We start from the raw sequence: 26,422 nt of genomic DNA on the forward strand, positions 1-26,422 counted from the left end.
TCAAATGGTTCACAATCAAACAATAGCAGCTCTAATGTTCAAGGAATAGGTACTGGTTCTCTTGTTAATACTACTTTCCTTCACTTTAGACAACAAGCTTCTATTGATTCACCAATTATTTCAACTTTAAATGAAAATAGTAAAATTACTGTTCTTGCTAAAGATGGCGAATGGTACAAAGTTGAAGTTAATGGACAAGTTGGTTATGTTTACGGTTATTATCTTCAAGTTACTCCAAATAACCCAAGTAACAATTCAAATAATAACTCAAATAGTTCAAACGGTTCACAATCAAACAATAGCAGCTCTAATGCTCAAGGAATAGGTACTGGTTCTCTTGTTAATACTACTTTCCTTCACTTTAGACAACAAGCTTCTATTGATTCACCAATTATTTCAACTTTAAATGAAAACAGTCAAATTACTGTTCTTGCTAAAGATGGTGAATGGTACAAAGTTGAAGTTAATGGACAAGTTGGTTATGTTTACGGTTATTATCTTCAAGTTACTCCAAATGGCTCAAGTAACAATTCAAATAATAACTCAAATAGTTCACAATCAAACAATAGCAGCTCTAATGTTCAAGGAATAGGTACTGGTTCTCTTGTTAATACTACTTTCCTTCACTTTAGACAACAAGCTTCTATTGATTCACCAATTATTTCAACTTTAAATGAAAATAGTAAGATTACTGTTCTTGCTAAAGATGGCGAATGGTACAAAGTTGAAGTTAATGGACAAGTTGGTTATGTTTACGGTTATTATCTTCAAGTTACTCCAAATGGCTCAAGTAATAATTCAAATAATAACTCAAGTAATTCACAACAAAATAACAATAATACAGTTAGCATCATAGGTACTGGAAGTTTAGTTAATACTACTTTCCTTCATCTTAGACAAGAACCTACTGTTAACTCTAATATAATTTCTACTTTAAATGAAAATAGTAAAATTAATGTTATTGCTAAAGAAGGATACTGGTATAAAGTTGAAGTTAATGGTCAAATAGGTTATGTTGATGGATATTATTTAGATGTACAATACAACGGAAATTCTTCAAATATTTCATCTAGATTCCCTACTCCAAATTCAAATGAAATAACAACAAATTATCCTATTTCTTTACAACAATATGTTAACTTACAAGAACAAGCATGGCCTTTATTCTCAGCTCAACAATTTGAGAATGCCATAAATCCAAAATCAATCTCTAATATGTTTGAATTCTTAAGAATAGATCAATTTAGAGCCGTGCATCTTAATAAACTTAATGAGCTTCTTGAAGGTTGTGGAGTTCTCACAGGACAAGGACAAGCATTTATTGATGCATGTCAAGAATATAATATAGACCCAGTATATTTTGTTAACCAAAGTATACTAGAAACAGGTTATGGTACAAGTAGACTTGCTTCAGGTGTTACTATTTCAGAAATAGCTATACCTAGTGAACCAATTTATAACTCTAATGGTCAATTAGTTGGTTATCAAATGAAGAAGCTTCCTCACCCAGTAACAGTTTATAACTTATTTGGTATAGGAGCATATGATAATTCATCTGTTTTCCCAAATAGAGCTTTAATACTTGGAACAACTTATGCTTATAATCATGGTTGGACTTCAGTTCCAAATGCTATAGCTGGGGCTGCTCAATTCGTATCTAATGGATATATCCATAATAGTTACTACAATCAAAATACTGTTTATAAGCTAAGATATTCTCCTGTTATAAACAGCTTATGGCATCAATATGCAACAAACTATGCATATGCTAATGAAATAGCTAATTTAATGGAACAAAACATGGATCTATATGACTCAGGCGATAAATTCACTTATGACGTACCCGTTTTCCAAAGCTAAATTAAATAATTAAAGAAAGAGCTACCTCTAATGAGGTAGCTCTTTATAACATACAAAGCAATCTTCTGATAAAAATTCTCTATCTTTTTCTTTTTTGTTTCTATTATCAAAAGGTGAATTAACCAAAGACTTAATAAATGCTTGAGGATAATACCTTTTAAGATAAAGCATATAATTTACCCATCTCTGACATAATAATTTATACAACCTATTTATATCACTTTCTATATAGATTTTTTCATAATCTTCTAGTTTATCCCCTATAAACCTATGATTAATCTCATCTCTAACATGAAGAACTTGAACTATAAGATCAGTAAAATCTTCTTTATCATCTAATGCAGGATTAAATAATAAATCTAATATAAAACTACTTTTTTTATCTAAAATTATTTTAAGTTGCCTTAAATCATTCCTATCTACATTTATGCAACTCTCATAATCCTTAAAAATCTCATATAATTCTTCATATTTATTAATAGCCCAATCCTTTTTAATTAAAGCTTTTTTCCTTATATCCTCTATACACTCATCTCGATTAGTAAAGATATCTAGCATTTCTATACCAATCTCATTAAAAAAAAGACCTGTAAGAATATCTACTTCCTTATCTTTTTTTATCTTATCTTTTATATCAACAATATAATTTATTATAAAACTAGTAAACAATATATTTAAAGGAATACTAGCAATAGACATAGCTATAGAGGTAATAATATAATGAATCTCCCCAAAAATAATATAATAAATCAAATAAAAAACAGTTGTTAAAATAACTAAGATTATAATCTTTAATAAATTATTCTTTCTACTTTTATCTCCAAACATACTTTCTTTACCTTTTTTAATATTATTATATTCAGGTAAAGTTGATTTTGTGATAATTATGTTAAGTACTTTTTATGTTTAAATCATATTTAACTTTACTAAAGCATTGTATATTCCTTCATTAGCAACTGTATCAGTTGTATCATATGCATGCTCTAAAAGTTTTTCATGACTATCTCCCATTGCTATTCCGTGAGCAACAAGTTCAAACATTTCTATATCATTTTCTCCATCACCAAAAGCATAAGTATTTTCTTTATCAATTCCTAGCTTATCTATANGATTACTGTTCTTGCTAAAGATGGCGAATGGTACAAAGTTGAAGTTAATGGACAAGTTGGTTATGTTTACGGTTATTATCTTCAAGTTACTCCAAATGGCTCAAGTAATAATTCAAATAATAACTCAAGTAATTCACAACAAAATAACAATAATACAGTTAGCATCATAGGTACTGGAAGTTTAGTTAATACTACTTTCCTTCATCTTAGACAAGAACCTACTGTTAACTCTAATATAATTTCTACTTTAAATGAAAATAGTAAAATTAATGTTATTGCTAAAGAAGGATACTGGTATAAAGTTGAAGTTAATGGTCAAATAGGTTATGTTGATGGATATTATTTAGATGTACAATACAACGGAAATTCTTCAAATATTTCATCTAGATTCCCTACTCCAAATTCAAATGAAATAACAACAAATTATCCTATTTCTTTACAACAATATGTTAACTTACAAGAACAAGCATGGCCTTTATTCTCAGCTCAACAATTTGAGAATGCCATAAATCCAAAATCAATCTCTAATATGTTTGAATTCTTAAGAATAGATCAATTTAGAGCCGTGCATCTTAATAAACTTAATGAGCTTCTTGAAGGTTGTGGAGTTCTCACAGGACAAGGACAAGCATTTATTGATGCATGTCAAGAATATAATATAGACCCAGTATATTTTGTTAACCAAAGTATACTAGAAACAGGTTATGGTACAAGTAGACTTGCTTCAGGTGTTACTATTTCAGAAATAGCTATACCTAGTGAACCAATTTATAACTCTAATGGTCAATTAGTTGGTTATCAAATGAAGAAGCTTCCTCACCCAGTAACAGTTTATAACTTATTTGGTATAGGAGCATATGATAATTCATCTGTTTTCCCAAATAGAGCTTTAATACTTGGAACAACTTATGCTTATAATCATGGTTGGACTTCAGTTCCAAATGCTATAGCTGGGGCTGCTCAATTCGTATCTAATGGATATATCCATAATAGTTACTACAATCAAAATACTGTTTATAAGCTAAGATATTCTCCTGTTATAAACAGCTTATGGCATCAATATGCAACAAACTATGCATATGCTAATGAAATAGCTAATTTAATGGAACAAAACATGGATCTATATGACTCAGGCGATAAATTCACTTATGACGTACCCGTTTTCCAAAGCTAAATTAAATAATTAAAGAAAGAGCTACCTCTAATGAGGTAGCTCTTTATAACATACAAAGCAATCTTCTGATAAAAATTCTCTATCTTTTTCTTTTTTGTTTCTATTATCAAAAGGTGAATTAACCAAAGACTTAATAAATGCTTGAGGATAATACCTTTTAAGATAAAGCATATAATTTACCCATCTCTGACATAATAATTTATACAACCTATTTATATCACTTTCTATATAGATTTTTTCATAATCTTCTAGTTTATCCCCTATAAACCTATGATTAATCTCATCTCTAACATGAAGAACTTGAACTATAAGATCAGTAAAATCTTCTTTATCATCTAATGCAGGATTAAATAATAAATCTAATATAAAACTACTTTTTTTATCTAAAATTATTTTAAGTTGCCTTAAATCATTCCTATCTACATTTATGCAACTCTCATAATCCTTAAAAATCTCATATAATTCTTCATATTTATTAATAGCCCAATCCTTTTTAATTAAAGCTTTTTTCCTTATATCCTCTATACACTCATCTCGATTAGTAAAGATATCTAGCATTTCTATACCAATCTCATTAAAAAAAAGACCTGTAAGAATATCTACTTCCTTATCTTTTTTTATCTTATCTTTTATATCAACAATATAATTTATTATAAAACTAGTAAACAATATATTTAAAGGAATACTAGCAATAGACATAGCTATAGAGGTAATAATATAATGAATCTCCCCAAAAATAATATAATAAATCAAATAAAAAACAGTTGTTAAAATAACTAAGATTATAATCTTTAATAAATTATTCTTTCTACTTTTATCTCCAAACATACTTTCTTTACCTTTTTTAATATTATTATATTCAGGTAAAGTTGATTTTGTGATAATTATGTTAAGTACTTTTTATGTTTAAATCATATTTAACTTTACTAAAGCATTGTATATTCCTTCATTAGCAACTGTATCAGTTGTATCATATGCATGCTCTAAAAGTTTTTCATGACTATCTCCCATTGCTATTCCGTGAGCAACAAGTTCAAACATTTCTATATCATTTTCTCCATCACCAAAAGCATAAGTATTTTCTTTATCAATTCCTAGCTTATCTATAAGATGTTGAATTCCATAAGCTTTAGTACGTCCTTTTCTATACATATCATATGAAATTTGACCTGGATGTTGCATAAATACAAATTCTTCACCATAATTTTTCATCATTTCATTGAAAATTTCTTCGTTGTTATTTACCACAACAATCTTACTTACTGAAATCTCATCTTTTGACCATTTATCTGTTATATTTTCTAAAGGTAAACTAAAACCACTAAAAACTTGTTTATTTCCTTCAGTTTCAAAGCTACTTATATAACTTTTAGCTTGTCCTTCTAAAAGATACTCTATTTCTCTTTCATTGAAATAATCTATTAGTTCACTCATTCTTTCTTTATCTATTGAATCATCAAGTACAGCTTCATTATTTAATTCTATATATGTACCATTTGATGTTATATATCCATCTAGATCTAAACTTAAAAGTTTTTCATTAAGAAAACTCATAGGTCTTCCAGTTGCCATTACTGTTAAATATCCATTTTCTTTTAATCTATTTATAGCTTCCTTTGTTTTATCACTTGGAGCTTCAATTCCTTTTCTACAATCTATTAATGTTCCATCAACATCAAAAAATACTATTCCTTTTATCTTATCCATGTTCCTCACCCCGTCATAAATATTACTACCTATATTATAGCATAAAAAATAGTAGTTCACTTATCTTAGAACTACTAACTTCAATACTTGTATACTATTAATCACTAATTTTTTCTCCACAATGAGGGCAATATTTATAATTCTTATCTAATACTTTTTTGCAATTTGGACAAACATTCATCGCTCTATACTTACTATATTTAGCATTTAAATCAACTATGTCTGAATTAACTATTTCAACTTTTTCACCCTTTTCCATAGCTTTTCCCTTTTCTTTTGGAATTTCATATACTGCATTACAATTCTCACAAGTTATATAATACTTTTCATTCCACTTAAAAATAGGTATAAAGAAAAAATGAAAGAAGGTATATATCTTTATCAACTTTCCTCTTCTATTTGATGTACAATGCTTACAGTTTATTCCCTCTAAAATTTTTATTAATTTCTCTTTTGTTTCTATTCCAAATATACCTATAAAAAACATATCTTCCTCCAAAGTAATTTTTATTTATTAGTTTTATAAGTATATTATACCAGTAAAAAGCTCTAGATATTAAAATCTAGAGCTTAAAATTAGTATTACTTATCAAATAATCCAGCACCATTTCCTACTTTTACTCCCTTAGAAGCTGAACCTATAGTTTTTTGTGCTTTTAGATTTCCTTTTGTGTTCATACCTTTTTTCTTTTTCTCTTCAATAATTTTTTTCATCATTTCAATATTCTTATTCATTGTAGGCTCCAATCCTGCATAATAATTTTATAAATCTACATAATAATTATATCATTGTTTTTGTCACCTCTTAGAATTTATTTAATAATTAAAAAAAGAAAGATTTACTGTAAATCTTTCTTTTTTTATATTATCTAAAAGATGTATTTAAAGCTTTTAAAAGAATTCTTACATCATACTTATATTGTGTTACAGGAGCTACCTTTCTTTCAAGACCAAGCAATGTATAAACAGCCATTCTAGCAGCACGAACTGAAAATTCCTCTGTAAATACCATATCTTCAGGTATTTCTACATATTGAGATACTAGCCCAAGATTTGTTGAGCCTTCTGGAACTACTTTAGGTCTATCTTTCATAGCTCTTGGTTGGAATTGAGAAACTATATATGGCATCATACAAGGAATAACATTTATTACTGTTCCCATAAGTTCTTCTAATTCATCTTCAAAATGTAGATGATATAAAAGCTCTTTTAATATTTCTTCACCAGTACATTCTTTCATTGGCTTTTTAACATAATCCCCTACTTTATCTGTATATAATCCATATCCCCAAAATACTGTCACATCATCTGGTTGATTTTTAAAGTGAGGTTGAGCTGCAACTACTATAGACATAAGCCAACTTGAATCTTTAAATGTCATTAAAGCTCCACTTCCTGGTACATTACGAGAAAATTGTTCTATTCTCTTTAAAATTTTATTTCCTTTGCAAGTTACAGTGAATGATTCCCAGTTAGTTTCATCTGGATTACCGAAGAATGGTTTAGGATTTCCAAGCCCTTCTTTTTTACTAGCAATATTACTCCATAAAACAGCAGATATTGGATTTTCAACTTTCATTTCTGGAGCTTTATTCATTGATCCAAGTGTTGCATTATCAGTCATGCATCCATTAGTAACTATACAAATATCACCTTCATTTAAATGTAAAACACTTTCTTTTCCATCTTGAATATAATGAATTCCTGTTACTGTTATTAAATCATCATCTTTAAACTCTAAATCAGTAACAGTATAGTTTAATGAAAAATCAACATTATATTTATCTAAATAAGCTTTTATTGGAAGTATTATTGACTCATATTGATTATAAGTTGTTCTAGTAACCCCTTCTAAAGTTTGAATACGTGAAAATTCAAATATCATTCTTTCCATATATCTCTTAAATTCAAAAAGACTTGACCACTTTTGGAAAGCAAAAGTTGTTTGCCACATATACCAGAAATTTGTCTCAAAGAAATGTGGTGTTGCCCCAAACCAATCACAAATTCTTAAATTATCTAATTTTTCTTCAGGAGTAATCATTAATTTTCCTAAAGCCATACGGTCAGCATTATCAAATCCCATAGACATTACATCTAAAACCTTACCATCTTTATCTATAAGTCTTGCATTAGCATGAGTTGGATGAGCATGGTCAAAAGCAAATATTTCATCACAAACTGTCATTCCTTCCTTTTCTAATGATGGTATTGTTGATAGTAAGTCCCATAGATTTTCATATGTTTCTTCATTAAGCATTCTTCCACCACGAATTATATATCCATCAGCTGTATTTCCAGCTCCATCATTACTTCCACCTAAAATATTCATTCCTTCTATAATATGAATATTTTCACCTTTAAAACCACAGTCTCTAATCAAATATACTGCTCCAGCTAATGAGCCAAGTCCTCCCCCAACAAAATACGCATGTCTATTTTCATACTTATTATTCATAATAATCCCCTCCACATAAATTAACTTCTAAATATTATCTTTATTAATTAAACAAGTTATTCTCTATGTATTTAGGATACTACCAAAGAAATTTACCTGATATAGACAAAAAAAGTGATATGTATAAACTTTATACATATCACTTTTTTTGTCTATATTTTAACTTGTTATAACTATAGCTTTTCTTATATCTCCACTTATTAATTTATCAATATTACTAATTATAAGCTCTGGATCTTCTTTCATATCATTTTTCATCCAAGATATTAAAACTCCTATAAATGCAAAACTATAAAAATTTGCTATAAACTCTTTTCTCTCATTCGGAACATCTATATTAGCTGAAATCTCATTAATAACATTCATTAAAAGTGAAAAAGATTGAGCATATAAAAAATCTTCTAAATGATCTCTCCCCATTGAATTTAAAGTATTCATACAAAACTTCTTATTCTCTCTAACATATTCAAAAATATCTAGAAAAGCTTTCTGCCATCCATCATAAGTACTATAACTAGATATACTACTAACTACTTCTGTTTTATATATCCAACCTAATAAATCATATATATCTTGAAAATGATAATAGAAAGTTTGTCTATTTACACCACAATCCAAAACTATATTCTTTACAGTTATCTTATCAAGTGGAACTGTATTCATTAACTTCTTTAGTGAATTTGCAATTGCCTTTTTAGTTATTAATGACATCTCTAAATACTCCCCTTACCTTATAAATCTAAAATTCTTAAAATCTAAGCCCTCTATATAAAACTTTAATTAAATATTTTTATAAGAAAAGTATACTATACAAATAATTTATGGACAATTTTTCTAATTTAATCTTAATTATATCTAAATTATTAGATTTTTATAAATATCATAATCTTCATCTTTAAATACATTTATAATAATTCTATCTATTGAATCACTATTATTTTCTAAAAACTTCAGAATAATATCTAAAGCAATTTTTGCTGCCTCATCATTTGGAAAATGAAACTCACCAGTAGAGATACAACAAAATGCTATTGATCTTATATTATTTTCTACTGCAAGTCTAAGACATGATTTATAGCAAGATTCTAAATTTTTTCTTAGCTTATCTGTTAATTCATAACTTACAATAGGACCAACTGTATGTAAAACATATTTAGAAGGTAAATTATAAGCAGATGTTAATTTAGCCTTCCCTATTTCTTCTTCATGTCCTTGCTTTTTCATTATCTCAAAACATTCTCTCCTTAACTCCACTCCAGCTGCTGAATGTATTGCATTATCAATACATCTATGACAAGGTACAAAGCAACCTAACATTTGACTATTTGCTGCATTTACAATAGCATCAACTTCTAATCTTGTAATATCACCTTGCCATAAAGAAATCTTATCTGAATATTTTAAACCATTTTTAGGAAATTTATCTTTTATTGTTTGAATCTCTTCAAGCTTCACAATACCTTTTTTAATACTTTCTTCTTTTAAAAATCTATCCTGAACCTCTAAAAATTCTTTACTCACTTTTCTTGCTTCTCTAACATTCATCAATGATCTAAGTAATGCTCTCTTTCCATCTTTATCTTCTGGTATAAGTAAATTTTTATATTCTTCTTTTTCACTACATAATTCAGATATTAAAAAATCTAAATCATCTATTTTACTCATTATTCATTCCTCCAAGAATATCATTTAAAACAAAATTTATATCTTCATCTATTGAAATAGATTTATCTATAACTTCTTCTACCTCTGCATTTCCCTTATTTATTCTTATAAGTTTTGCATTTGGATAAGCATTTGTTAATCTTTCAAATGGATAACGTATAATTCCTGGTGTATTAAATCCTACTCCAAGCTCTAAAAATAGTATATTTTTATCTGAATTTTCATTTATAAACTTCTCATACATATCTACATTATGAAAATGTGGCTTTTCTACAAATTTACTATCACATCTAAGATTAGGTATCAGATAATTTCCACAGTGTGCACATCTAGGTATTAATTCTGAATCAATTTTATAATTTTTATCAATACTTGCTACCATATTTTCTATCATTTCTTTATTTGGATAAATCTCATCCCATCTACATGGAATTGAGCATTGAAATGAGTCATAATTACCTTGTGGAGCAAAAATACGCTCTTTATCAAAACCTACTCTCTGAACTTGTCCATCAGCATTAGTAGTACAAATAAAATAATTCTTATCCTTCATAATCTCCATAAGATTTTTATATGGCTCTAATATTTCTGACTTATAACGAATATTGTTAATATGTCTAGCCCAATACCCCCAATAAGCTAATATATTTTCATCAGATATATTCCAATATGCAGATACTATTTCAAATAAACCTTTAAATCCTAAATTATAATATTCAGGAAACCACTTTTTCACAAGTTCAGGATCCATATAATTTATCCCTCCTGAAGCTGACATACCCGCCCCAATTCCTATTACTATTGCACCAGCATTATTTATAAGCTTAACTACCTCATTTATTTCCTCTTTATAGTTTTTCTTTGTATTTATTAAATCATTTATTGCCATTATAAACACCTACCTTTTGTTCTAACTCTAAAATATATATTTATAGAAATCTTATAATCTAAAAATTTTTATCCTTAGCAAAATCTACTTCATCACTTAAAAATATTTTAAAATCTATATACTTTATAGTAAAGTAAGCACTTTTAGGTGCTATAGTTTCCAAATAGATACTATAGATATCCTAAAATAAAACTTTTGTTTTAAATTACTTTATATACTATAATATTTACATAGTATAATTAATAAAATTTCTTAATTAAAAGGAGAATGCTTATGAAAAAAGAAATCCCTGATTGTCCTGTTGAAATGACATTACAATTAATAGGAGATAAATGGAAAGTATTAATCTTACGTGACTTAATGACAGGAACAAAACGTTTTAGTGAACTAAAAAAATCTTTAAATGGAATAACTCAAAAAGTTTTAACTGCTAATTTACGCTCAATGGAAGAATCAGGTTTACTTACAAGAAAAGTTTATCCAGAAGTTCCACCTAAAGTAGAATATACCCTTACAGAAACAGGTTATAGCTTAAAACCTATTTTAGATTCTATGATGATATGGGGTAATGAATATAAAAAGAAATTATTATAGATTATATTACTCTATAATAATTTCTTTAATAAACTTATTATTCTGCTACAACTGTAAATCTAGCTTTTATAAAATTAGCATTTTCTATTTCATCAATTAATGCAATTGCATAATCTGCATAACTGATTTCACTTTCACCTTTAGAATTTACTATAAGCTCTTCCTTACCTAATTTATATTTTCCAGTACGGATTCCCTCAGCAACAAAATTTGCAGCAGGACTTAAATAAGTCCAATTCACTTCCTTTGTTTCCTTAAGTTCATCAAATGCTTCTCCCATAGCTGTAGCTACTGATTTAAATATCTCTGGAAAATCTTCTGTATCCATCAATCTAACTTTATTTTCAAGATCAACATATAAACTACCTGCTCCCCCAACTACTAAAAGACGAATCTCTTCATGTCCTTTAAGAATATCAGATAAATGTCTTAATGATATCTTATGTTTTAAAACTTCATCCCCCCACGCTCCAAATGCATCAATTACAACATCAAAATTTTTTAAATCATTATAAGTTAAATCAAATAAATCTTTCTTTAATACATTTACTTTTTTATTTTTTGCCTCACTTCTAACTATAGCTGTTACATCATATCCTCTGCCTAATGCTTCCTCAACTAATAAGCTTCCTGCTTTTCCATTTGCCCCAATTACTGCAATTTTCTTTGTCATAATCTTATACCTCCAAATTACTTTTATTTATAAATTTATTTTGCTAATTAATATTTCTGCTTACAAATAAATCATAATTCTAAACTTTAATTGGGTAAAGTAGGCACTTTAAAGTGCTATGGTTCCCCACAGGATACTATTAGCTCTAAATTAATATAAAAAATTTAAAGCTTAGTAAAAACTTACCTAAGTTTTTACTAAGCTTTTTCTAAAATTATTCTATTATTTTAAGTCTTTCAACAAGACTTTCTTTTCCTGAAAATTTATATCCTAATAAAGGTGTAATAAGCATGATTACTGCTATTATTAAAATCACTACTAAAACTGATATTAAATATATTAAATAATTGACTCCACTATAGATAGGTAACATCATAGGTGCAATATATACAGCTAAAAATCCTAGTGGAATAATAACTAATGCTGAAATTAATATATAATATATTCCTTCAAATAATATCATCTTTTTAAGCTGTTTCTTAGTCATCCCTATTGATTCAAGCATAGCAAATTCTATTCTTCTTGAGAATATTGATGTAAGCATTGTATTAATAACATTAATAACACCAATCACTCCAAGTATAGAGGAAATAACAATTCCAATAATCATAAATACTACTTTTATTTCTTTAAGACCTTCTATATAAAAATTCTTAGAAGTCATACCTAATGTATCCTTTCCTGACTCATTAATAATTTTTTCTATTTTTTTATCAGCATCCTTAAGATTAATATTATCTTTTAAATCAATATCTAAACTCTTTATATAATTTTTATAATCTGGGAATAAACTTTTAAACTGCTCCTCTTCAATATTTAATGCTTCTAGATTTGTATTCACTGCTTTATCTAATTTATTTGTAACAATAGCCATAACTTTAAAGTCTTTTTTAATTTCTTTAACTTTCCCATCTTTATCAATTGAATTAAATCTTAACTCTATATCATCTCCTGCTTTTAATACATTTGTACTTCCTGAACTAGCATAAAATATTATATAATTACCCTTTTTAAACTCTTCTTTATCTATTTTTCCATCAATAACTTTTAATTTTTCCATATCTTTATCTAAACTATCACTATTTAAAGCAGCAAGTTCTGTTTTTATAAGATTTTCTGCTGGTGATATTTTACTATATCTAATATTATTATTTCCTTTACTTTCCCCTATTTCAAACTCATCCTTAAGCTTTCCTCTTAATAGGAGGTCAACTCCAAAATCATAAACTTTACCATCTTTTTCAGGAACAACAGCACTATGATTACTCTTAACGTTATCTACTACATCTAGATCTTTTATCTTATCTACCAACTCTTTGCTTATAGGCTTATATTCTTTCTCTCCCCAAAAGTGACCTATATTGTTATTTATTGATACATCTGCATTCATTTGATTATTTGCATGCTTCTCTGGATCTATTCCCATAGAAGCATTTATAGTAAATATAACTATTACTGCACTAAATGAAATTGAAAATATGGATAATATAACTTTCTTTTTACTCTTCACAATATTACTCCAAGCCATTCTATTAATTTTAGCACCACTCGCTCCCTTTTTAATTTTCTTCTTAGAATTTCCCAAGTCACAAGAAACAAATTTTACAGCTTCAATAGGAGAAACCTTTCCAGCTATTTTCCCTGGCTTACTGCAACTTATAAATACAGTTATAAGAGAAAAAATAATTGATAATACAAAAATATATATACTTTTAGAAACAACAACTATATTTGCGAATATAGTAAATGATAACGCCATCGGAATTATAAAACTAGCAACTAAATACCCTAAAATAAGACCTATGGGAATTGCTATAATTGATAAAGTTAAAGCTTGTCTTATTATTATCTTTTTAAGCTGCTTAGAAGTTGTTCCTATAGTTTTTAAAAGCCCATAAAACTTAATATCTCTTGTAACTGATATATAAAAAATATTATATATTATTAAATATCCTGTAATTATAACTAAAAGTACAGCAAACCCAATAGCTACTCCTTGTTTTATTACATCACTATTTACAAACGAAACTTTTTCATTTTCATACTTTGGATGTACCTTAAATTGTGAAGAACCTATTTCATCAGCTACTTTTTTAAATTGATCATTAACTTCATCAAAACTATAATTACTTTTAATATTTTTAAGAGTAATAAAAGCAGTCTTAGTCCCTTTAACATTAGTAATTCCACTATTATATTTTGATATAAAATCTTTAGATACAAATATTCTTGTTCGTCCACTACCTCTTGTAACTAATGACTCATAATAACCACAAAGCTTTAAATCAAGAGTTTTCACACTTCCATCAATCATTACATCAAGCTTAATATTCTCACCAATTTTTTTATCTACACCTAATAAATCTAATACCCATGTTGGAACTAAGACCTCATCTGAAGTTTTAGGATAATCACCCTCTATAGGAATAACAGCCATCATATCATAAGTAATTTTATCATTTGGAGCTTCTAAAAAAACTTGCTCATTTAATAACTTGCCATTCTTAATAGGTTCAAGACTTGCTAATTGATCAACTCCTATTTTATCAACATTACTAATAGACTTTAATTTTTCTAAACCTTCATCAGTAATATTTATATATCCATCTGAATCAACTCCAGCACTACTAACATTCATATAAGCTTTATTAGTATTATAAAATGTAATCCCAGCAGTTACTGTTGTAGTTATAAGTAAGGTAGTTAATGCTATTCCTAATATTGCAAATAAATTTCTCATCTTATTCACTTTTAAAATTCTTCTATTTAATCTTTTTATAATCTCTTGATTATTGTTTTGTAGCATAAACTCCTTCCCCCCTTATAACTATCTTTCCATCCTCAATTCTTATAATCCTGTCTGCCATCTGAGCTATTTGCTCATTATGAGTAATCATAACTATTGTTTGATTAAATTTCTTACTAGTAACTTTAAGTAATCCTAAAACCTCTTGCTCAGTTTTTGAATCTAAATTCCCTGTTGGTTCATCTGCTAAAATTATTGAAGGCTTAGTAGCTAATGCCCTTGCAATTGCCACTCTTTGTTGCTGTCCTCCAGAAAGAGCATTAGGTAGATTATATATTTTTTCACTTAATCCTAGAGTTTCAATAATACTATCAACATAATTTTCATCAATCTTATTTCCATCAAACTCTATTGGAAGTACTATATTCTCATAAACATTTAATATAGGAACTAAATTATAACTTTGAAATACAAAACCTATATTTCTTCTTCTAAAAATAGTTAAATTATCATCATTCATAGCAAATATATCTTTTCCATCTACAATAACTTTTCCCTCTGATGCTCTATCAAGTCCCCCAAGCATATGAAGTAATGTACTTTTCCCTGAACCTGATGTACCCACTATAGCAACAAACTCACCTTTATTTATTTCAATATTAACTTTATCTAAAGCTTTCACTAAATTTTCATCTTTACCATAATATTTATTTAAATTCTCAGTTTTTAATATAACCATTTTCCCTCGCCCCTTAACTTTTCTTCTTGATATTATAATAACATCTCCAATTATAGGAAATCCTCACAAGTATGAGATATTTCAAACAATAAATATAACAATCTTGTTATATTTAATTTAACTATAAAAATAATTTTATCTAAAAAATAACTGTTCTCTATGCATAAATAAAATATATAATATTATGCTATTTAAATAAAAAAGAACTGACTCTAAGAGAAATTTCATTCCCCTTAGAGCCAGTCTTATCAATCTAATTCTTAAGAAATATAGAAAATGTAGTTCCTTTCCCCTTTTCTGAACTTACTTTAATATAACCACCTTGTCTTGTAATTATCTCATTACTTAAATAAAGTCCAATTCCTACACCTTCAACTTCAGAAAGCTCTCTAGATCTATAAAATCTTTTAAATATATTATTTATTTCATTTTCATCTATCCCAATACCAGTATCTTTTATATCTATCTTAGTAAAGAATTCAAAGCTTTCTACTAAAATTTTTATTTCTCCATTTCCATTATTATATTTAACACTATTATCCAAAATATTAAATATAGCTTCACTAGTCCACTTTTTATCATGCAGTAAAGTAATATAACTAGGACAATCCACTCTTAATTTTATATTCTTCTTTTCAGCCTTTATATAAATTCCACTTAAAGCATTTGCTATAGTTTCATTTAACTTTCCACTGCTCTTATTTAACTTAATTATACTATTTTCTAATCTAGACATCTTTATTAAAGAATCTACTAACCATTCCAACTTTGAAACTTGAAATCTCATATTACCTAAAAAAATCTTTTGCTGACTTTTATCTAAATCTCTTTCAATTAAAGTATCATTATACATAGATAAATTAGCTATAGGTGTCTTTATTTGATGAGATATATCTGAAATTAATGACTTTATATTATCCTTTTCTCTTAAAGCCTCTTCTTTATCATTATTCATAATCTCAACAAGCTGTCTAAACTTATGTTCAAGCTTTGATAACATTGTCTCTCCATGAGTATCAAAATCAATAAATTGCTCTTTACTAATAACCTTATCAATAATATTACACATCTTATTTGAAAAATATAAAATATTAAACCTTAAAATGCATACAAATCCAATAACTAATAAAATTATAACTCCAATAAAACTACTAATTATAATAAATAATCTATTAGCATCATTATATAAACTAGGTTCAACTTTAATAATATTATTTAAGCTTAATCTAATAATTGCAGCAAAAATAATAGATACCAAAACTAAAAGTAAAATAAAAATCTTATATATATTTTCAAAAACAAATGATTTAAATCTAATCAAAATCATTCACCTACCCAAGAATATCCAATACCATAGATAGTTTTTATATACTTTGGCTTTGATGGATTATCCTCTATCTTATTTCTAAGTCTATTTATATTAACAGTTAGGGCATGTTCCTCAACATACTCATCACCTTCCCATATCTCTTCTAATAAAGCTTGTCTTGTTAAAACTTCACCTTTGCACTTAACTAATTTCTTTAAGATTTTATATTCTGTTGGAGCTAAAATAATACTTTGTCCACATTTTTCTACTGACATCTTATCAAAATTAAATTCAAAATCTCCAATCTTAATTACATTTGAATCACCATTCTTCCCATATCTTCTGAAAACAGCTAAAATCCTTTCCCTTAATATATTAAGACTAAAAGGCTTAGTTATATAATCATCAGCTCCTATTCTTAAACCTGTTATTATATCAAGTTCCATATCACAAGCTGTTAGAAATATAACTGAATTTAAATAATCTTTTCTTATAGCTTTTAGAAACTCGAAGCCACTTCCATCAGGTAAATTAACATCTAATAAAATCATATCTATCTTTTCTGTATCAAGAATAATCTTTGCATCTTTTAAAGTAAAAACTGAAAATACTTTAAATCCATCCATTTCTAAATTAAAAGAAATTCCTTGATTCAACATCTTATCATCTTCAACAACAAGTATCGTATGCATAAAATCCCCCTATACTCTAAAATTTTATACTTCTATTAATATTAATTATATCTATACTCTTTAATTCATTTCAAATATCTTACATACAATTTTTAAAATAATAAAAAATACCTATTCAAATTAATTGAATAGGTATTTCTAAATACATCTTAATATTGAATAGGATTAGCCTTTTCTTTTCCGTGTTTTGCCTTACCTTGAATTTCTGGTACAGGAGTTGCATCATTCTTAGGAAAATGTGGTTTATGATTACTTTCTGTACCATGTGGTTCTTTAGGACTAGGTCTTCTCATTCCTGCTTTTGCCATAACAATCACCTCAATATTAGATTGCCCAAGCTATAAAATCTTTATACTCTTAGCTACTTCTATACAAAATTCAAAATTACACAAAATAGCCACTTCCATATAAAATTTGAAAATTATAAAAAATATTAAACTTCCTTATAATTTTCTTCTTAATTATTATCCTTTTAAGTCCTTAATCTTATATCTCTCTTTTAGTAATTAATTTTCTATATCCTTTAACTATAAAATATCCTATTAATTCTATAATCAAATAAAAAATTAGATATCCCAGTGCACTAGAATTAAGAAATATAAATGTAACTCCTAAAAAGCCCAATGACGATATTACTAAAGCTGATAGCACTTCAATATTATTTAGCTCACATAATATTCCTTGAATAAAAAAACTTAAAGGATATATCACTATTAATGAGAATAGGATTATTCCTTTCAAGGCAATTCCATCTATATCTAAGAAACTAAATCCATTGATTATAAACATTAATATTAAAGGAAATATTAATATAATAATCTTCTTTTTACTCATAAATCTCTTCTCCCCTCAAAATATTTTACAAAATATCCTTAAGTTAATTTTACCAGTTACTGTAATTAATATAAATAAAAATCCCTTTAACTTATAAAATTAAAGAGATTCTTATTTATACTACACATTATTAACTAATGTTTCTAGTAATTCATCAGATAATTTATCTAATACATTACGTAATTCCTTAGATATCTTATTTCTTGTTGGTATAATAATCGTTTCCCTATTCTTAACCTCATACTCAATATATGGATTTAGTAAATCTCTAGCAAATTTTTTTCTATCTGAACTTGAAAACATATCTTTAAGTACTTTTAATTTTAAATCATTTTTAAATCTATTAACTATTCTTATTAACTCAGTTTCATTAAGTATATAATCATTTGCTAGTTCTATAAGTTCATCTTCTATAATTTTTATCATTTTATTAGCATCATCTTCTATAAATTCATTTAATATTTTACCTGATACTTCACCAGCTACAGCGCCACCTACAAATGAACCAACAACACCACCAACTACTCCACTAATAGCAGTACCCACAATAGGTACAATTGATCCTAAAGCTGCTCCAGCTGTAACTCCACCTATCCAACCAGCAGTTCCTCCAACAATAGTAGATGTAGTATTAGCTACATTTTTAAATAATTGAGAAGTTGATATTCTTCCTCTAAATATATTAATAATATCAACACTTGATAAAACTCCAATTGATACTGCCCCTGTTATAACATTTCCTCTAATCATTTTTGCAGCACTTTTTACTGCAGCAACACCATATATATTAGTTCCATTTCTAAATGCATTAACAAACATAGCTGAAGCTTTAGGTCCCATAATAGAGGCAATAATATCTGATGTACTAAATTCTATACTTTTAAATCCAACTCTAGATAATTGGTTTGATAATAAAGCCGTAACAAAAGTTGGGCCTGCTACCTTAACCCCTGTATATAATGAATGTTTTAATGCTGAATTAAAATCTTTACCATCTCTTATTAAGACTGCAAGAGATATAGCTGTACTTATTCCAATAGCAGCTGATGCAATAATAATTCCAGTCACAGCATCATATTTTATTGACTCTATAGTTCCAAACTTAGAAATATTCTTGGCCTGCTCATAAGTAAAACTTCCTTTACTTATAATGTTCTTAGCCTCATTTGGATCTGTAACGCCTGGAACCTCACCGTTCTTTATTCTAATCTCCATAGCCTCAATGGCTGAATCAAACTTATCAGCTGGCACCTCTATTTTTACTGGTGTTCCATCTAAATTTAAATACTTTAACTTTCCATTCTCAAAACATTCAGATATACATTGATATCCAGAATCACAATATTTAGATTTAACATTTTCTATTCCAATAATTTTATCTATAATAGTTTCTATTTTAGTGTTCCTTGATAATTCCAAATTTCTTTTTTCCAATTTATTATAAATAAAATCACCTCTTATAAAATTACTTATAATAAAAATTTAATTTATAACTATAAAATATTCTTAATAACTCTATATGTAATATACTATTTTTAAAATTCATTATGTGCTAATAAACTATATATCAAATAAATCTAATTAAAGTCTATAAAAGCTTCTAATATTTTTCTTATTTTCTATTCTTAATTATAAAAATTATTAATCTTCGTATCTTAAATTTTTACTTATCAAATTTACTCTCCGTAAATATCTTTGAAATAAAATTTTTAAAATAATTATTTACTAATATATTTTAAAAAGCAGGGGCATAATGCCCCTTTTAACATATCTTCTACCTATGCATAAATACATTTTAAGATTATTGGCTAAGCTTAGTAACAGTAAAAGAGGCATTTAATCCAGCAGGTATAGTTACACTAACAGCTAATAATGATGAAATTGCCATATCTATAACATCTCCAGCAGATAAAGTAACAATAGTACTTCCTGTAAAAGATGTAGCTGCCCCTAATGAAAGAGTACGTGTACTTGTTGTTGATGTAATATTAGTACCATTTCTCCTCATACTAAAAGTAAAAGTTACTGCTAATGTTAGCGTTATATTTAGTAATACATAATTAATTAAATAATCTCCCGATTGTGTAATAGTAATACTATTAGCTGGTGTATTATTTACTCCAGAAGATGCCATATAAATTGGTAAGGGAACTTGTGAAGCAGTTAGAATTCCTAATCCTATAGTTGTTGAAGTATTGCTATAAGCCCCTCCATAAGCAGCAGAAAACACACCTGTTGCTCCTGTTGGCCCTGTCACTCCAGTTGCTCCTGTTACTCCGGTATTTCCTGTTGCTCCTGTTACTCCGGTATTTCCTGTTGGCCCTATTTCTCCGGTTGCTCCCGTTACTCCAGTATTTCCAGTTGGTCCTGTTGCTCCAGTTGCTCCGGTATTTCCGGTTGGCCCTGTCACTCCAGTTGCTCCCGTTACTCCTGTATTTCCCGTTGGTCCTGTTGCTCCTGTTGCTCCGGTATTTCCTGTTGGCCCTATTTCTCCAGTTACTCCGGTATTTCCCGTTGGTCCTGTTACTCCGGTATTTCCCGTTGGCCCTGTCACTCCAGTTGCTCCTGTCACTCCAGTATTTCCGGTTGGCCCTGTTGCTCCAGTCGATCCTGTTACTCCTGTATTTCCCGTTGGTCCTGTTGGTCCTGTTGCTCCAGTCGGTCCTGTTACTCCTGTACTTCCTGTCGGCCCTATTTCTCCAGTTGCTCCTGTCACTCCGGTATTTCCTGTCGGCCCTATTTCTCCAGTTGCTCCTGTCACTCCAGTATTTCCTATCGGCCCTATTTCTCCAGTTGCTCCTGTCATTCCGGTATTTCCAGTCGGTCCTGTTACTCCGGTATTTCCGGTCGGTCCTGTTACTCCAGTATTTCCTGTTGGCCCTATTTCTCCAGTATTTCCTGTTGGCCCTATTTCTCCAGTATTTCCTGCTACGCCGGTATTTCCGGTTGGCCCTGTTGCTCCAGTCGGTCCTGTTACTCCGATATTTCCTGTCGGCCCTATTTCTCCAGTTGCTCCTGTCACTCCAGTATTTCCGGTTGGCCCTGTTACTCCTGTCAATCCTATATTTCCGGTTGGTCCTATTGCACCAGTTGCTCCTGTCACTCCTGTATTTCCAGTTGGTCCTGTTGCTCCAGTCGGTCCTGTTACTCCTGTATTTCCTGTCGGCCCTATTTCTCCAGTTGCTCCTGTCACTCCTGTATTTCCTGTCGGTCCTATTTCTCCAATTGCTCCTGTCACTCCAGTATTTCCGGTTGGCCCTATTTCTCCAATTGCTCCCGTTACTCCTGTATTTCCCGTTGGTCCTGTTGCTCCTGTTACTCCGGTATTTCCGGTTGGCCCTATTTTTCCAGTTGCTCCTGTTACTCCGGTATTTCCCGTTGGTCCTATCACTCCAGTTGCTCCTGTTACTCCCGTATTTCCAGTTGGCCCTGATGCTCCTGTCACTCCAGTATTTCCGGTCGGTCCTGTTACACCAGTTGCTCCAGTCACTCCTGTATTCCCAGTAGATCCAGTTGGTCCTATTGCACCAGTTACTCCAGTGTTCCCAGTTGGCCCAACATAACCTGTTGGATATTTTATTATAGTAGTATAACAATCTCTGCAACATTGACCATAATAATTATTTCTCCTATTTTGAAAATCATTATCTATATATTTATTTTCATAGGGATCATAAATAAAATTACTCATCTAACTCCCCCTTTTACGCTTTAAAAGTTCCCATATCTAATTTTTAAATTTCACTCTCATTATTTATATAACCCACTCTTATATATTTTTTCAAAAATTTTATAATAAATCTAATTAAATTTGTCTATGAGATACCTGTATATATGATTAATTAATATAATAAAATACTTTTAAATAATCTTTTTACATAAACTTATTATTACTTTATCAATATAATAAAGGACAAAAATCTTGTAATATATTATATTTATCTATAATATAAATGCTACCTAAATAACTTCTATTCTAAAACTTATATATTATAAAAATAAAATAGCTGATTATATGTAATTTCAAAAAAAAATGTATTAGATTTGCTGCTAATACATTTTAAAATAAATATTTTTGAAAAATAAGTTACTACAAGTATATATAATATATGAGAGCATATTATATAAGCTTTTATCTTTATAATTTATATATAAATTTAAACTATCTATTCTTATTAAAAAACTATTTTAATACCAAAGGTATAGTTTATTTAATATTCCTTAATTAAATATCTTAATCATTATTTAATTACTTTATATATTCCATATATCTTATTTATAAAAAAATTAAACTTCTTTAATCTTTTAAAGACTTTATACTTTAAAACTTATTTGTAATATATAAAATTAAATAAAATAAAGGTTTGAGAATATATAATCTATTCTCAAACCTTCTATCTTAATTTTTCTTAACTAACTTAGCTACATTTTCGATATGTGGAGTATGTGGAAACATATCCACAGGTTGAACTTCCACAGTTCTATATCCTTTTTCTTCTAGGATATTTAAGTCTCTTGCAAGTGTGCTAGGATCACAGCTAACATATACTATTCTTTTCGCATTTATATTACTAATAGCATCTAAAAGCTTAATGTCACAGCCTTTTCTTGGTGGGTCAACCATAACAACATCTGCCTTAATACCTTTATTTATAAGTTCAGGTATTATTACTTCTGATTCACCAACAAAGAACTCTGCATTATCTATATTGTTTTCCTTAGCATTTATTTTTGCATTTTCTATAGCCTGTGGTATTATTTCTACTCCATACACCTTCTTTGCCATTTTAGATAAGAATAGTGTAATTGTACCTGTTCCACAGTAAGCATCAAATACAGTTTCTTCTCCAGTCAATTTAGCATATTCTAGAGCTTTACTATATAAAACTTCTGTTTGAACAGGATTAACTTGGAAGAATGATAATGGAGATATATTAAACTTGAACTCTCCTATATAGTCTGATATCGTATCTTCTCCCCATAAAGTAATACACTCTTTTCCTAATATAACATTAGTTTTTTCTGAGTTTATATTTTGAATTATACTTTTTAAACCTGCAATATTAGTTTTCATAATTTCAATAAACTCATCTTTATAAGGAAGATCTCTACCATTAGTAACTATGACAACCATGACTTCATTAGTCTTGAATCCTCTTCTAACCATGATATGTCTTAGGATACCAGTTTCATCATATTCTCCATCTATGTTGTAAGGCTTTATCTTATGCTTCTTTATCCATTCTCTAGTAAGTGATATAACTTTATCAGCAACTTCATCCTGTATAATACAACTTTCCATATCCATAATCTCATGGCTTCTTGCAGCAAAGAATCCTATGCTAAGTTCTCCATTCTTAAGACCTATAGGTAGTTGTACCTTATTTCTATACTTTTCTGGTACTTCCATCCCTAAAGGATCCTTAACAATACTTGAATCTAATTTTCCTATCTTTTGAATACAATCCTTCACTCTTTCCCATTTAAAATCAAGTTGTGATTTATATGAGTAGTGTTGAAGTTTACATCCACCAGAAGCTTTATGAGTACATTTTATTTCTTCCCTATTGTCAGCTCTTTCAATTACTTCAATTAATTTTCCATAAGCAAATTTTTTCTTTGCTTTTACTATTTTAACTCTTACTTTTTCACCTTTTAAGGCACCTTCTATAAAAATAGGAAAATTATCATTTATCTTAGCGACTCCTTCTCCTTCATAGCCTTGTGAAATTATGTCTAATATATATTCTTTATTTTTTTCTACCATAAGCAAACTCACCCTCATTTTTATTTCAATCACTAAAGTTTAACATAGCTAAAGCCTATTTACAACAAACCACATTAACTTCTAAGTTCAAAAGTATTGCACATATTTGTTCCATTAACTGGAGAGTAAATTTGAACATCTTTCGCTGTACAATCTCCATTAGTATTATATTTGCATTTTCCTGCATCACAATAAATCTTTGGATGTACAGGTGATCCATCAAATACATCTTGCTTTAAAATTCCTGTATAATTAGTATTAATGCTATTTTTTATGTTATTCATTAAGTTGTCTTTTGAATAAGTACTACAATTTGTTTCCTTTATTTGATCAGCTGTCTTACCCTTTATATGGATTTTTGAAGCTTCACATAGGCAACCACGATTGTTTGAACAATCGACTTCATTACAAACTAATTTTTGCTGCATAAAATCACTCCTTTACTATTTCTCTATTATGTTTCTCTATAAAAAAAATTTCATACCTTAAATTTAGATAAAGAAAAAAGCACCAAATCTCAGAAATGGTGCTAACAAATAGTAAGGAACAGTTGCCATTTTATCCCTATTAATAGTCTTACATAATTGATAAGACAATATACACTATTATATTGTATATTTGCTCTTTTAAATGTTAACATTTTGTAAATTTTTATTCAAGCCAAAATTTATTATAAATTAAAGTTTATAAAAGTACAACTCTATTTAATATTCCAGTATTAAACTATCAATTTTAAAGAGCATCTCGATACGAGATGCTCTTTTTATTTATTTAAATTATTTTACAACACTTACTTTTAATAAATCTGTTGCTCCAACTTCATTTGCAAGTCCAGCAGCTAATACTACTGTATCTCCTTCTTTTACAAAGTTCTTTTCCTTTGCAATTTTAACTGATGTTTCAAGTATTTCATCTGTTGAGCTCATCTTTTCTGCAACTACTGGGAATACTCCAAAGCTTAATGCTAACTTCTTAGCAACTCTTTCGTCTGGTGTGATAGCTATTACTGGGCTATCTGGTCTACATTGTGAAATTCTGCTTGCTGTAGCACCTGACTTTGTAGCTGATATAATTGCTGTAGCCTTTAATTCATGTGCTGCATTACATGCTGCTCTTGAAATAACTCCTGCTATAGCTGGTGTATGCTTCTTAGCTTTTGATTTAGCTATTTCATAATCTAATTCCATTTCAGCTTGTTCAGCTATTCTAGCCATTGTTTGAACTGATTCTAAAGGCCAACTTCCGTTTGCTGATTCACCACTTAACATGATAGCATCTGTTCCATCTAAGATAGCATTAGCTATATCTGAAACTTCAGCTCTTGTTGGTCTTGGGTTTCTTATCATAGAATCTAACATTTGTGTAGCTGTAATAACTGGTTTTCCAGCTTCATTACATTTTCTGATCATCATCTTTTGAGCTGCAGGAACATTTTCTATTGGAATTTCAACCCCAAGGTCTCCTCTAGCTACCATGATTCCATCTGAAGCTTCGATTATTGAATCGATATTGTCTACACCTTCTTGGTTTTCTATCTTTGAGTAGATTTGAATATCTTCTCCACCATTTGCATTTAATACTTCTCTTATAGCAATAACGTCTTCTGCTTTTCTTATGAATGAAGCAGCAACTATATTAACCTTCATTTCACATCCAAAGATAAGGTCTGCTTTATCTTTATCTGTCATAGCTGGTAACTTAATTGAAACTCCTGGAACATTAACTCCCTTGTGAGTTCCTACTATACCTGTATTCTTAACAACACAGTGGATAGCATTTCCTTCGATTGATTCAACTTCTAAACCAACTAAACCATCATCTATTAAAATAATATTTCCTGGTTTAACATCATTTGCAAGTCCTTCATAAGTTACTGAACATTTTGTTGTGTCCCCAATAACATCTCCACCAGCATAAACTGTGAATTTGTCTCCCATTGTTAATTCAACTTTGCTTGGTTCAAATTTTCCTGTTCTTATTTCAGGTCCTTTTGTATCTAAAAGAATAGCAACTTCTTTACCAAGTTTCTTTGATAATTCTCTAACCTTAAGCATTCTTCCTTTATGTTCTTCATGATCTCCGTGTGAGAAATTATGTCTTGAAGCATTCATTCCTGCTTCTATTATCTTTGATAAAATTTCTTCATTTTCACTTGCTGGTCCTATTGTACAAACCATTTTAGTCTTTCTCATTTTACAACACTCCT

General features: G+C 28.7%; 25 protein-coding genes and 1 pseudogene. 4 read left to right on the forward strand and 22 right to left on the reverse strand.

Going from position 1 to position 26,422, the window contains the following annotated elements; translation table 11 throughout:
• The coding region (locus BN8917_RS14435) for an SH3 domain-containing protein (RefSeq protein WP_159426748.1) at positions 1 to 1,860 on the forward strand (1,860 nt) is incomplete at its 5' end.
• A 27-nt stretch (positions 1,861 to 1,887) separates the two neighbouring features.
• Here the strand turns inward: BN8917_RS14435 and BN8917_RS12550 are convergent.
• Together BN8917_RS12550 and BN8917_RS12555 are read right to left on the reverse strand one after the other, a co-directional pair.
• On the reverse strand, positions 1,888 to 2,688 hold the full coding sequence (locus BN8917_RS12550) for a hypothetical protein (protein WP_066874885.1): 801 nt from the start codon (positions 2,686 to 2,688) through the stop codon (positions 1,888 to 1,890).
• 78 nt (positions 2,689 to 2,766) lie between these two features.
• On the reverse strand, positions 2,767 to 3,054 hold the full coding sequence (locus BN8917_RS12555) for an HAD hydrolase family protein (RefSeq protein WP_423243687.1): 288 nt from the start codon (positions 3,052 to 3,054) through the stop codon (positions 2,767 to 2,769).
• Between the two features lie 81 nt (positions 3,055 to 3,135).
• On the opposite strand from BN8917_RS12555, the pseudogene BN8917_RS14845 reads away from it, so the two are divergent.
• Both BN8917_RS14845 and BN8917_RS12560 read left to right on the forward strand, forming a co-directional pair.
• Positions 3,136 to 3,306 (forward strand): annotated as a pseudogene (locus BN8917_RS14845) (SH3 domain-containing protein); the annotation flags it as partial.
• Between the two features lie 192 nt (positions 3,307 to 3,498).
• The gene (locus BN8917_RS12560; RefSeq protein WP_066874889.1) at positions 3,499 to 4,143 is read left to right on the forward strand and encodes an N-acetylglucosaminidase; all 645 of its coding nucleotides are present in this window, start codon (positions 3,499 to 3,501) and stop codon (positions 4,141 to 4,143) included.
• Between the two features lie 27 nt (positions 4,144 to 4,170).
• On the opposite strand, the gene BN8917_RS12565 is transcribed toward BN8917_RS12560, so the two are convergent.
• From BN8917_RS12565 to BN8917_RS12595, 8 genes are all read right to left on the reverse strand, one after another.
• Positions 4,171 to 4,971, reverse strand: coding sequence for a hypothetical protein (locus BN8917_RS12565; protein WP_066874885.1), 801 nt, complete (start codon positions 4,969 to 4,971; stop codon positions 4,171 to 4,173).
• Positions 4,972 to 5,049: 78 nt separating this feature from the next.
• Positions 5,050 to 5,850 (reverse strand): Cof-type HAD-IIB family hydrolase, encoded by an 801-nt coding sequence (locus BN8917_RS12570; RefSeq protein WP_066874891.1) that lies wholly within the window; start codon positions 5,848 to 5,850, stop codon positions 5,050 to 5,052.
• A 97-nt stretch (positions 5,851 to 5,947) separates the two neighbouring features.
• A complete protein-coding gene (locus tag BN8917_RS12575; RefSeq protein ID WP_066874893.1) occupies positions 5,948 to 6,337 on the reverse strand; it encodes a zinc-ribbon domain-containing protein in 390 nt (129 codons plus the stop codon).
• A 95-nt stretch (positions 6,338 to 6,432) separates the two neighbouring features.
• A complete protein-coding gene (locus BN8917_RS14525; RefSeq protein WP_187117197.1) occupies positions 6,433 to 6,585 on the reverse strand; it encodes a hypothetical protein in 153 nt (50 codons plus the stop codon).
• Between the two features lie 130 nt (positions 6,586 to 6,715).
• On the reverse strand, positions 6,716 to 8,308 hold the full coding sequence (locus BN8917_RS12580) for an oleate hydratase (protein ID WP_066874895.1): 1,593 nt from the start codon (positions 8,306 to 8,308) through the stop codon (positions 6,716 to 6,718).
• Positions 8,309 to 8,467: 159 nt separating this feature from the next.
• Positions 8,468 to 9,019, reverse strand: a complete 552-nt coding sequence (gene dhaS / locus BN8917_RS12585; RefSeq protein ID WP_066874897.1) for a dihydroxyacetone kinase transcriptional activator DhaS — start codon at positions 9,017 to 9,019, stop codon at positions 8,468 to 8,470.
• Positions 9,020 to 9,163: 144 nt separating this feature from the next.
• Positions 9,164 to 9,973 carry a protein-ADP-ribose hydrolase gene (locus BN8917_RS12590; RefSeq protein WP_066874899.1) on the reverse strand — a complete coding sequence of 270 codons (810 nt, stop codon included), beginning with the start codon at positions 9,971 to 9,973 and terminating at the stop codon, positions 9,164 to 9,166.
• On the reverse strand, positions 9,966 to 10,862 hold the full coding sequence (locus tag BN8917_RS12595) for an SIR2 family NAD-dependent protein deacylase (RefSeq protein WP_066874901.1): 897 nt from the start codon (positions 10,860 to 10,862) through the stop codon (positions 9,966 to 9,968). The genes BN8917_RS12590 and BN8917_RS12595 overlap by 8 nt, the downstream gene beginning before the upstream one ends.
• A gap of 273 nt (positions 10,863 to 11,135) precedes the next feature.
• Between BN8917_RS12595 and BN8917_RS12600 the strand changes: the two genes are divergently transcribed.
• Positions 11,136 to 11,456: a winged helix-turn-helix transcriptional regulator gene (locus tag BN8917_RS12600; RefSeq protein ID WP_341472961.1), complete on the forward strand. Its 321-nt coding sequence runs from the start codon at positions 11,136 to 11,138 to the stop codon at positions 11,454 to 11,456.
• 37 nt (positions 11,457 to 11,493) lie between these two features.
• Here the strand turns inward: BN8917_RS12600 and BN8917_RS12605 are convergent, their stop codons facing one another.
• The 12 genes from BN8917_RS12605 to pyk all read right to left on the reverse strand — a co-directional run bounded on the left by BN8917_RS12605 (position 11,494) and on the right by pyk (position 26,408).
• On the reverse strand, positions 11,494 to 12,129 hold the full coding sequence (locus BN8917_RS12605; protein ID WP_066874904.1) for an NAD(P)-dependent oxidoreductase: 636 nt from the start codon (positions 12,127 to 12,129) through the stop codon (positions 11,494 to 11,496).
• 214 nt (positions 12,130 to 12,343) lie between these two features.
• A complete protein-coding gene (locus tag BN8917_RS12610) occupies positions 12,344 to 14,935 on the reverse strand; it encodes an ABC transporter permease (protein WP_066874905.1) in 2,592 nt (863 codons plus the stop codon).
• Complete coding sequence (locus BN8917_RS12615; protein WP_066874906.1) at positions 14,919 to 15,614, reverse strand: ABC transporter ATP-binding protein; 696 nt, start codon at positions 15,612 to 15,614, stop codon at positions 14,919 to 14,921. Before BN8917_RS12615 ends, BN8917_RS12610 begins: the two co-directional genes overlap by 17 nt.
• 253 nt (positions 15,615 to 15,867) lie before the next feature.
• A complete protein-coding gene (locus tag BN8917_RS12620) occupies positions 15,868 to 16,935 on the reverse strand; it encodes a sensor histidine kinase (protein WP_235830011.1) in 1,068 nt (355 codons plus the stop codon).
• A 2-nt stretch (positions 16,936 to 16,937) separates the two neighbouring features.
• Positions 16,938 to 17,615 (reverse strand): response regulator transcription factor, encoded by a 678-nt coding sequence (locus tag BN8917_RS12625; RefSeq protein WP_066874909.1) that lies wholly within the window; start codon positions 17,613 to 17,615, stop codon positions 16,938 to 16,940.
• A 149-nt stretch (positions 17,616 to 17,764) separates the two neighbouring features.
• Complete coding sequence (locus BN8917_RS14530) at positions 17,765 to 17,923, reverse strand: hypothetical protein (RefSeq protein WP_187117198.1); 159 nt, start codon at positions 17,921 to 17,923, stop codon at positions 17,765 to 17,767.
• Between the two features lie 178 nt (positions 17,924 to 18,101).
• Positions 18,102 to 18,449, reverse strand: coding sequence for a hypothetical protein (locus BN8917_RS12630; protein WP_066874911.1), 348 nt, complete (start codon positions 18,447 to 18,449; stop codon positions 18,102 to 18,104).
• 120 nt (positions 18,450 to 18,569) lie between these two features.
• Positions 18,570 to 19,868 carry a hypothetical protein gene (locus tag BN8917_RS12635; protein WP_235830012.1) on the reverse strand — a complete coding sequence of 433 codons (1,299 nt, stop codon included), beginning with the start codon at positions 19,866 to 19,868 and terminating at the stop codon, positions 18,570 to 18,572.
• A gap of 382 nt (positions 19,869 to 20,250) precedes the next feature.
• Positions 20,251 to 22,140 carry a collagen-like protein gene (locus BN8917_RS12640; protein ID WP_066874913.1) on the reverse strand — a complete coding sequence of 630 codons (1,890 nt, stop codon included), beginning with the start codon at positions 22,138 to 22,140 and terminating at the stop codon, positions 20,251 to 20,253.
• Between the two features lie 708 nt (positions 22,141 to 22,848).
• On the reverse strand, positions 22,849 to 24,216 hold the full coding sequence (gene rlmD / locus BN8917_RS12645; protein WP_066874918.1) for a 23S rRNA (uracil(1939)-C(5))-methyltransferase RlmD: 1,368 nt from the start codon (positions 24,214 to 24,216) through the stop codon (positions 22,849 to 22,851).
• Positions 24,217 to 24,290: 74 nt separating this feature from the next.
• A complete protein-coding gene (locus tag BN8917_RS12650) occupies positions 24,291 to 24,644 on the reverse strand; it encodes a DUF1540 domain-containing protein (RefSeq protein WP_066874921.1) in 354 nt (117 codons plus the stop codon).
• Positions 24,645 to 24,992: 348 nt separating this feature from the next.
• Entirely contained in the window at positions 24,993 to 26,408 is a 1,416-nt protein-coding gene (gene pyk / locus BN8917_RS12655; RefSeq protein WP_066874923.1) for a pyruvate kinase, read from the reverse strand.
• Positions 26,409 to 26,422: the final 14 nt, after the last annotated feature.

The organism is Clostridium mediterraneense, assembly GCF_900091705.1.
GTDB classification, from domain to species: Bacteria; Bacillota; Clostridia; order Clostridiales; family Clostridiaceae; genus Sarcina; species Sarcina mediterraneense.

Bases quoted from the DNA above. Each gene is read 5' to 3' on its own strand.
- BN8917_RS12550 (WP_066874885.1), bottom strand. From the start codon at position 2,688: ATGTTTGGAGATAAAAGTAGAAAGAATAATTTATTAAAGATTATAATC.
- BN8917_RS12560 (WP_066874889.1), top strand. From the start codon at position 3,499: ATGTTTGAATTCTTAAGAATAGATCAATTTAGAGCCGTGCATCTTAAT.
- BN8917_RS12565 (WP_066874885.1), bottom strand. From the start codon at position 4,971: ATGTTTGGAGATAAAAGTAGAAAGAATAATTTATTAAAGATTATAATC.
- BN8917_RS12570 (WP_066874891.1), bottom strand. From the start codon at position 5,850: ATGGATAAGATAAAAGGAATAGTATTTTTTGATGTTGATGGAACATTA.
- BN8917_RS12575 (WP_066874893.1), bottom strand. From the start codon at position 6,337: ATGTTTTTTATAGGTATATTTGGAATAGAAACAAAAGAGAAATTAATA.
- BN8917_RS14525 (WP_187117197.1), bottom strand. From the start codon at position 6,585: ATGAATAAGAATATTGAAATGATGAAAAAAATTATTGAAGAGAAAAAG.
- BN8917_RS12580 (WP_066874895.1), bottom strand. From the start codon at position 8,308: ATGAATAATAAGTATGAAAATAGACATGCGTATTTTGTTGGGGGAGGA.
- dhaS (WP_066874897.1), bottom strand. From the start codon at position 9,019: ATGTCATTAATAACTAAAAAGGCAATTGCAAATTCACTAAAGAAGTTA.
- BN8917_RS12590 (WP_066874899.1), bottom strand. From the start codon at position 9,973: ATGAGTAAAATAGATGATTTAGATTTTTTAATATCTGAATTATGTAGT.
- BN8917_RS12595 (WP_066874901.1), bottom strand. From the start codon at position 10,862: ATGGCAATAAATGATTTAATAAATACAAAGAAAAACTATAAAGAGGAA.
- BN8917_RS12600 (WP_341472961.1), top strand. From the start codon at position 11,136: ATGAAAAAAGAAATCCCTGATTGTCCTGTTGAAATGACATTACAATTA.
- BN8917_RS12605 (WP_066874904.1), bottom strand. From the start codon at position 12,129: ATGACAAAGAAAATTGCAGTAATTGGGGCAAATGGAAAAGCAGGAAGC.
- BN8917_RS12610 (WP_066874905.1), bottom strand. From the start codon at position 14,935: ATGCTACAAAACAATAATCAAGAGATTATAAAAAGATTAAATAGAAGA.
- BN8917_RS12615 (WP_066874906.1), bottom strand. From the start codon at position 15,614: ATGGTTATATTAAAAACTGAGAATTTAAATAAATATTATGGTAAAGAT.
- BN8917_RS12625 (WP_066874909.1), bottom strand. From the start codon at position 17,615: ATGCATACGATACTTGTTGTTGAAGATGATAAGATGTTGAATCAAGGA.
- BN8917_RS14530 (WP_187117198.1), bottom strand. From the start codon at position 17,923: ATGGCAAAAGCAGGAATGAGAAGACCTAGTCCTAAAGAACCACATGGT.
- BN8917_RS12630 (WP_066874911.1), bottom strand. From the start codon at position 18,449: ATGAGTAAAAAGAAGATTATTATATTAATATTTCCTTTAATATTAATG.
- BN8917_RS12640 (WP_066874913.1), bottom strand. From the start codon at position 22,140: ATGAGTAATTTTATTTATGATCCCTATGAAAATAAATATATAGATAAT.
- rlmD (WP_066874918.1), bottom strand. From the start codon at position 24,216: ATGGTAGAAAAAAATAAAGAATATATATTAGACATAATTTCACAAGGC.
- BN8917_RS12650 (WP_066874921.1), bottom strand. From the start codon at position 24,644: ATGCAGCAAAAATTAGTTTGTAATGAAGTCGATTGTTCAAACAATCGT.
- pyk (WP_066874923.1), bottom strand. From the start codon at position 26,408: ATGAGAAAGACTAAAATGGTTTGTACAATAGGACCAGCAAGTGAAAAT.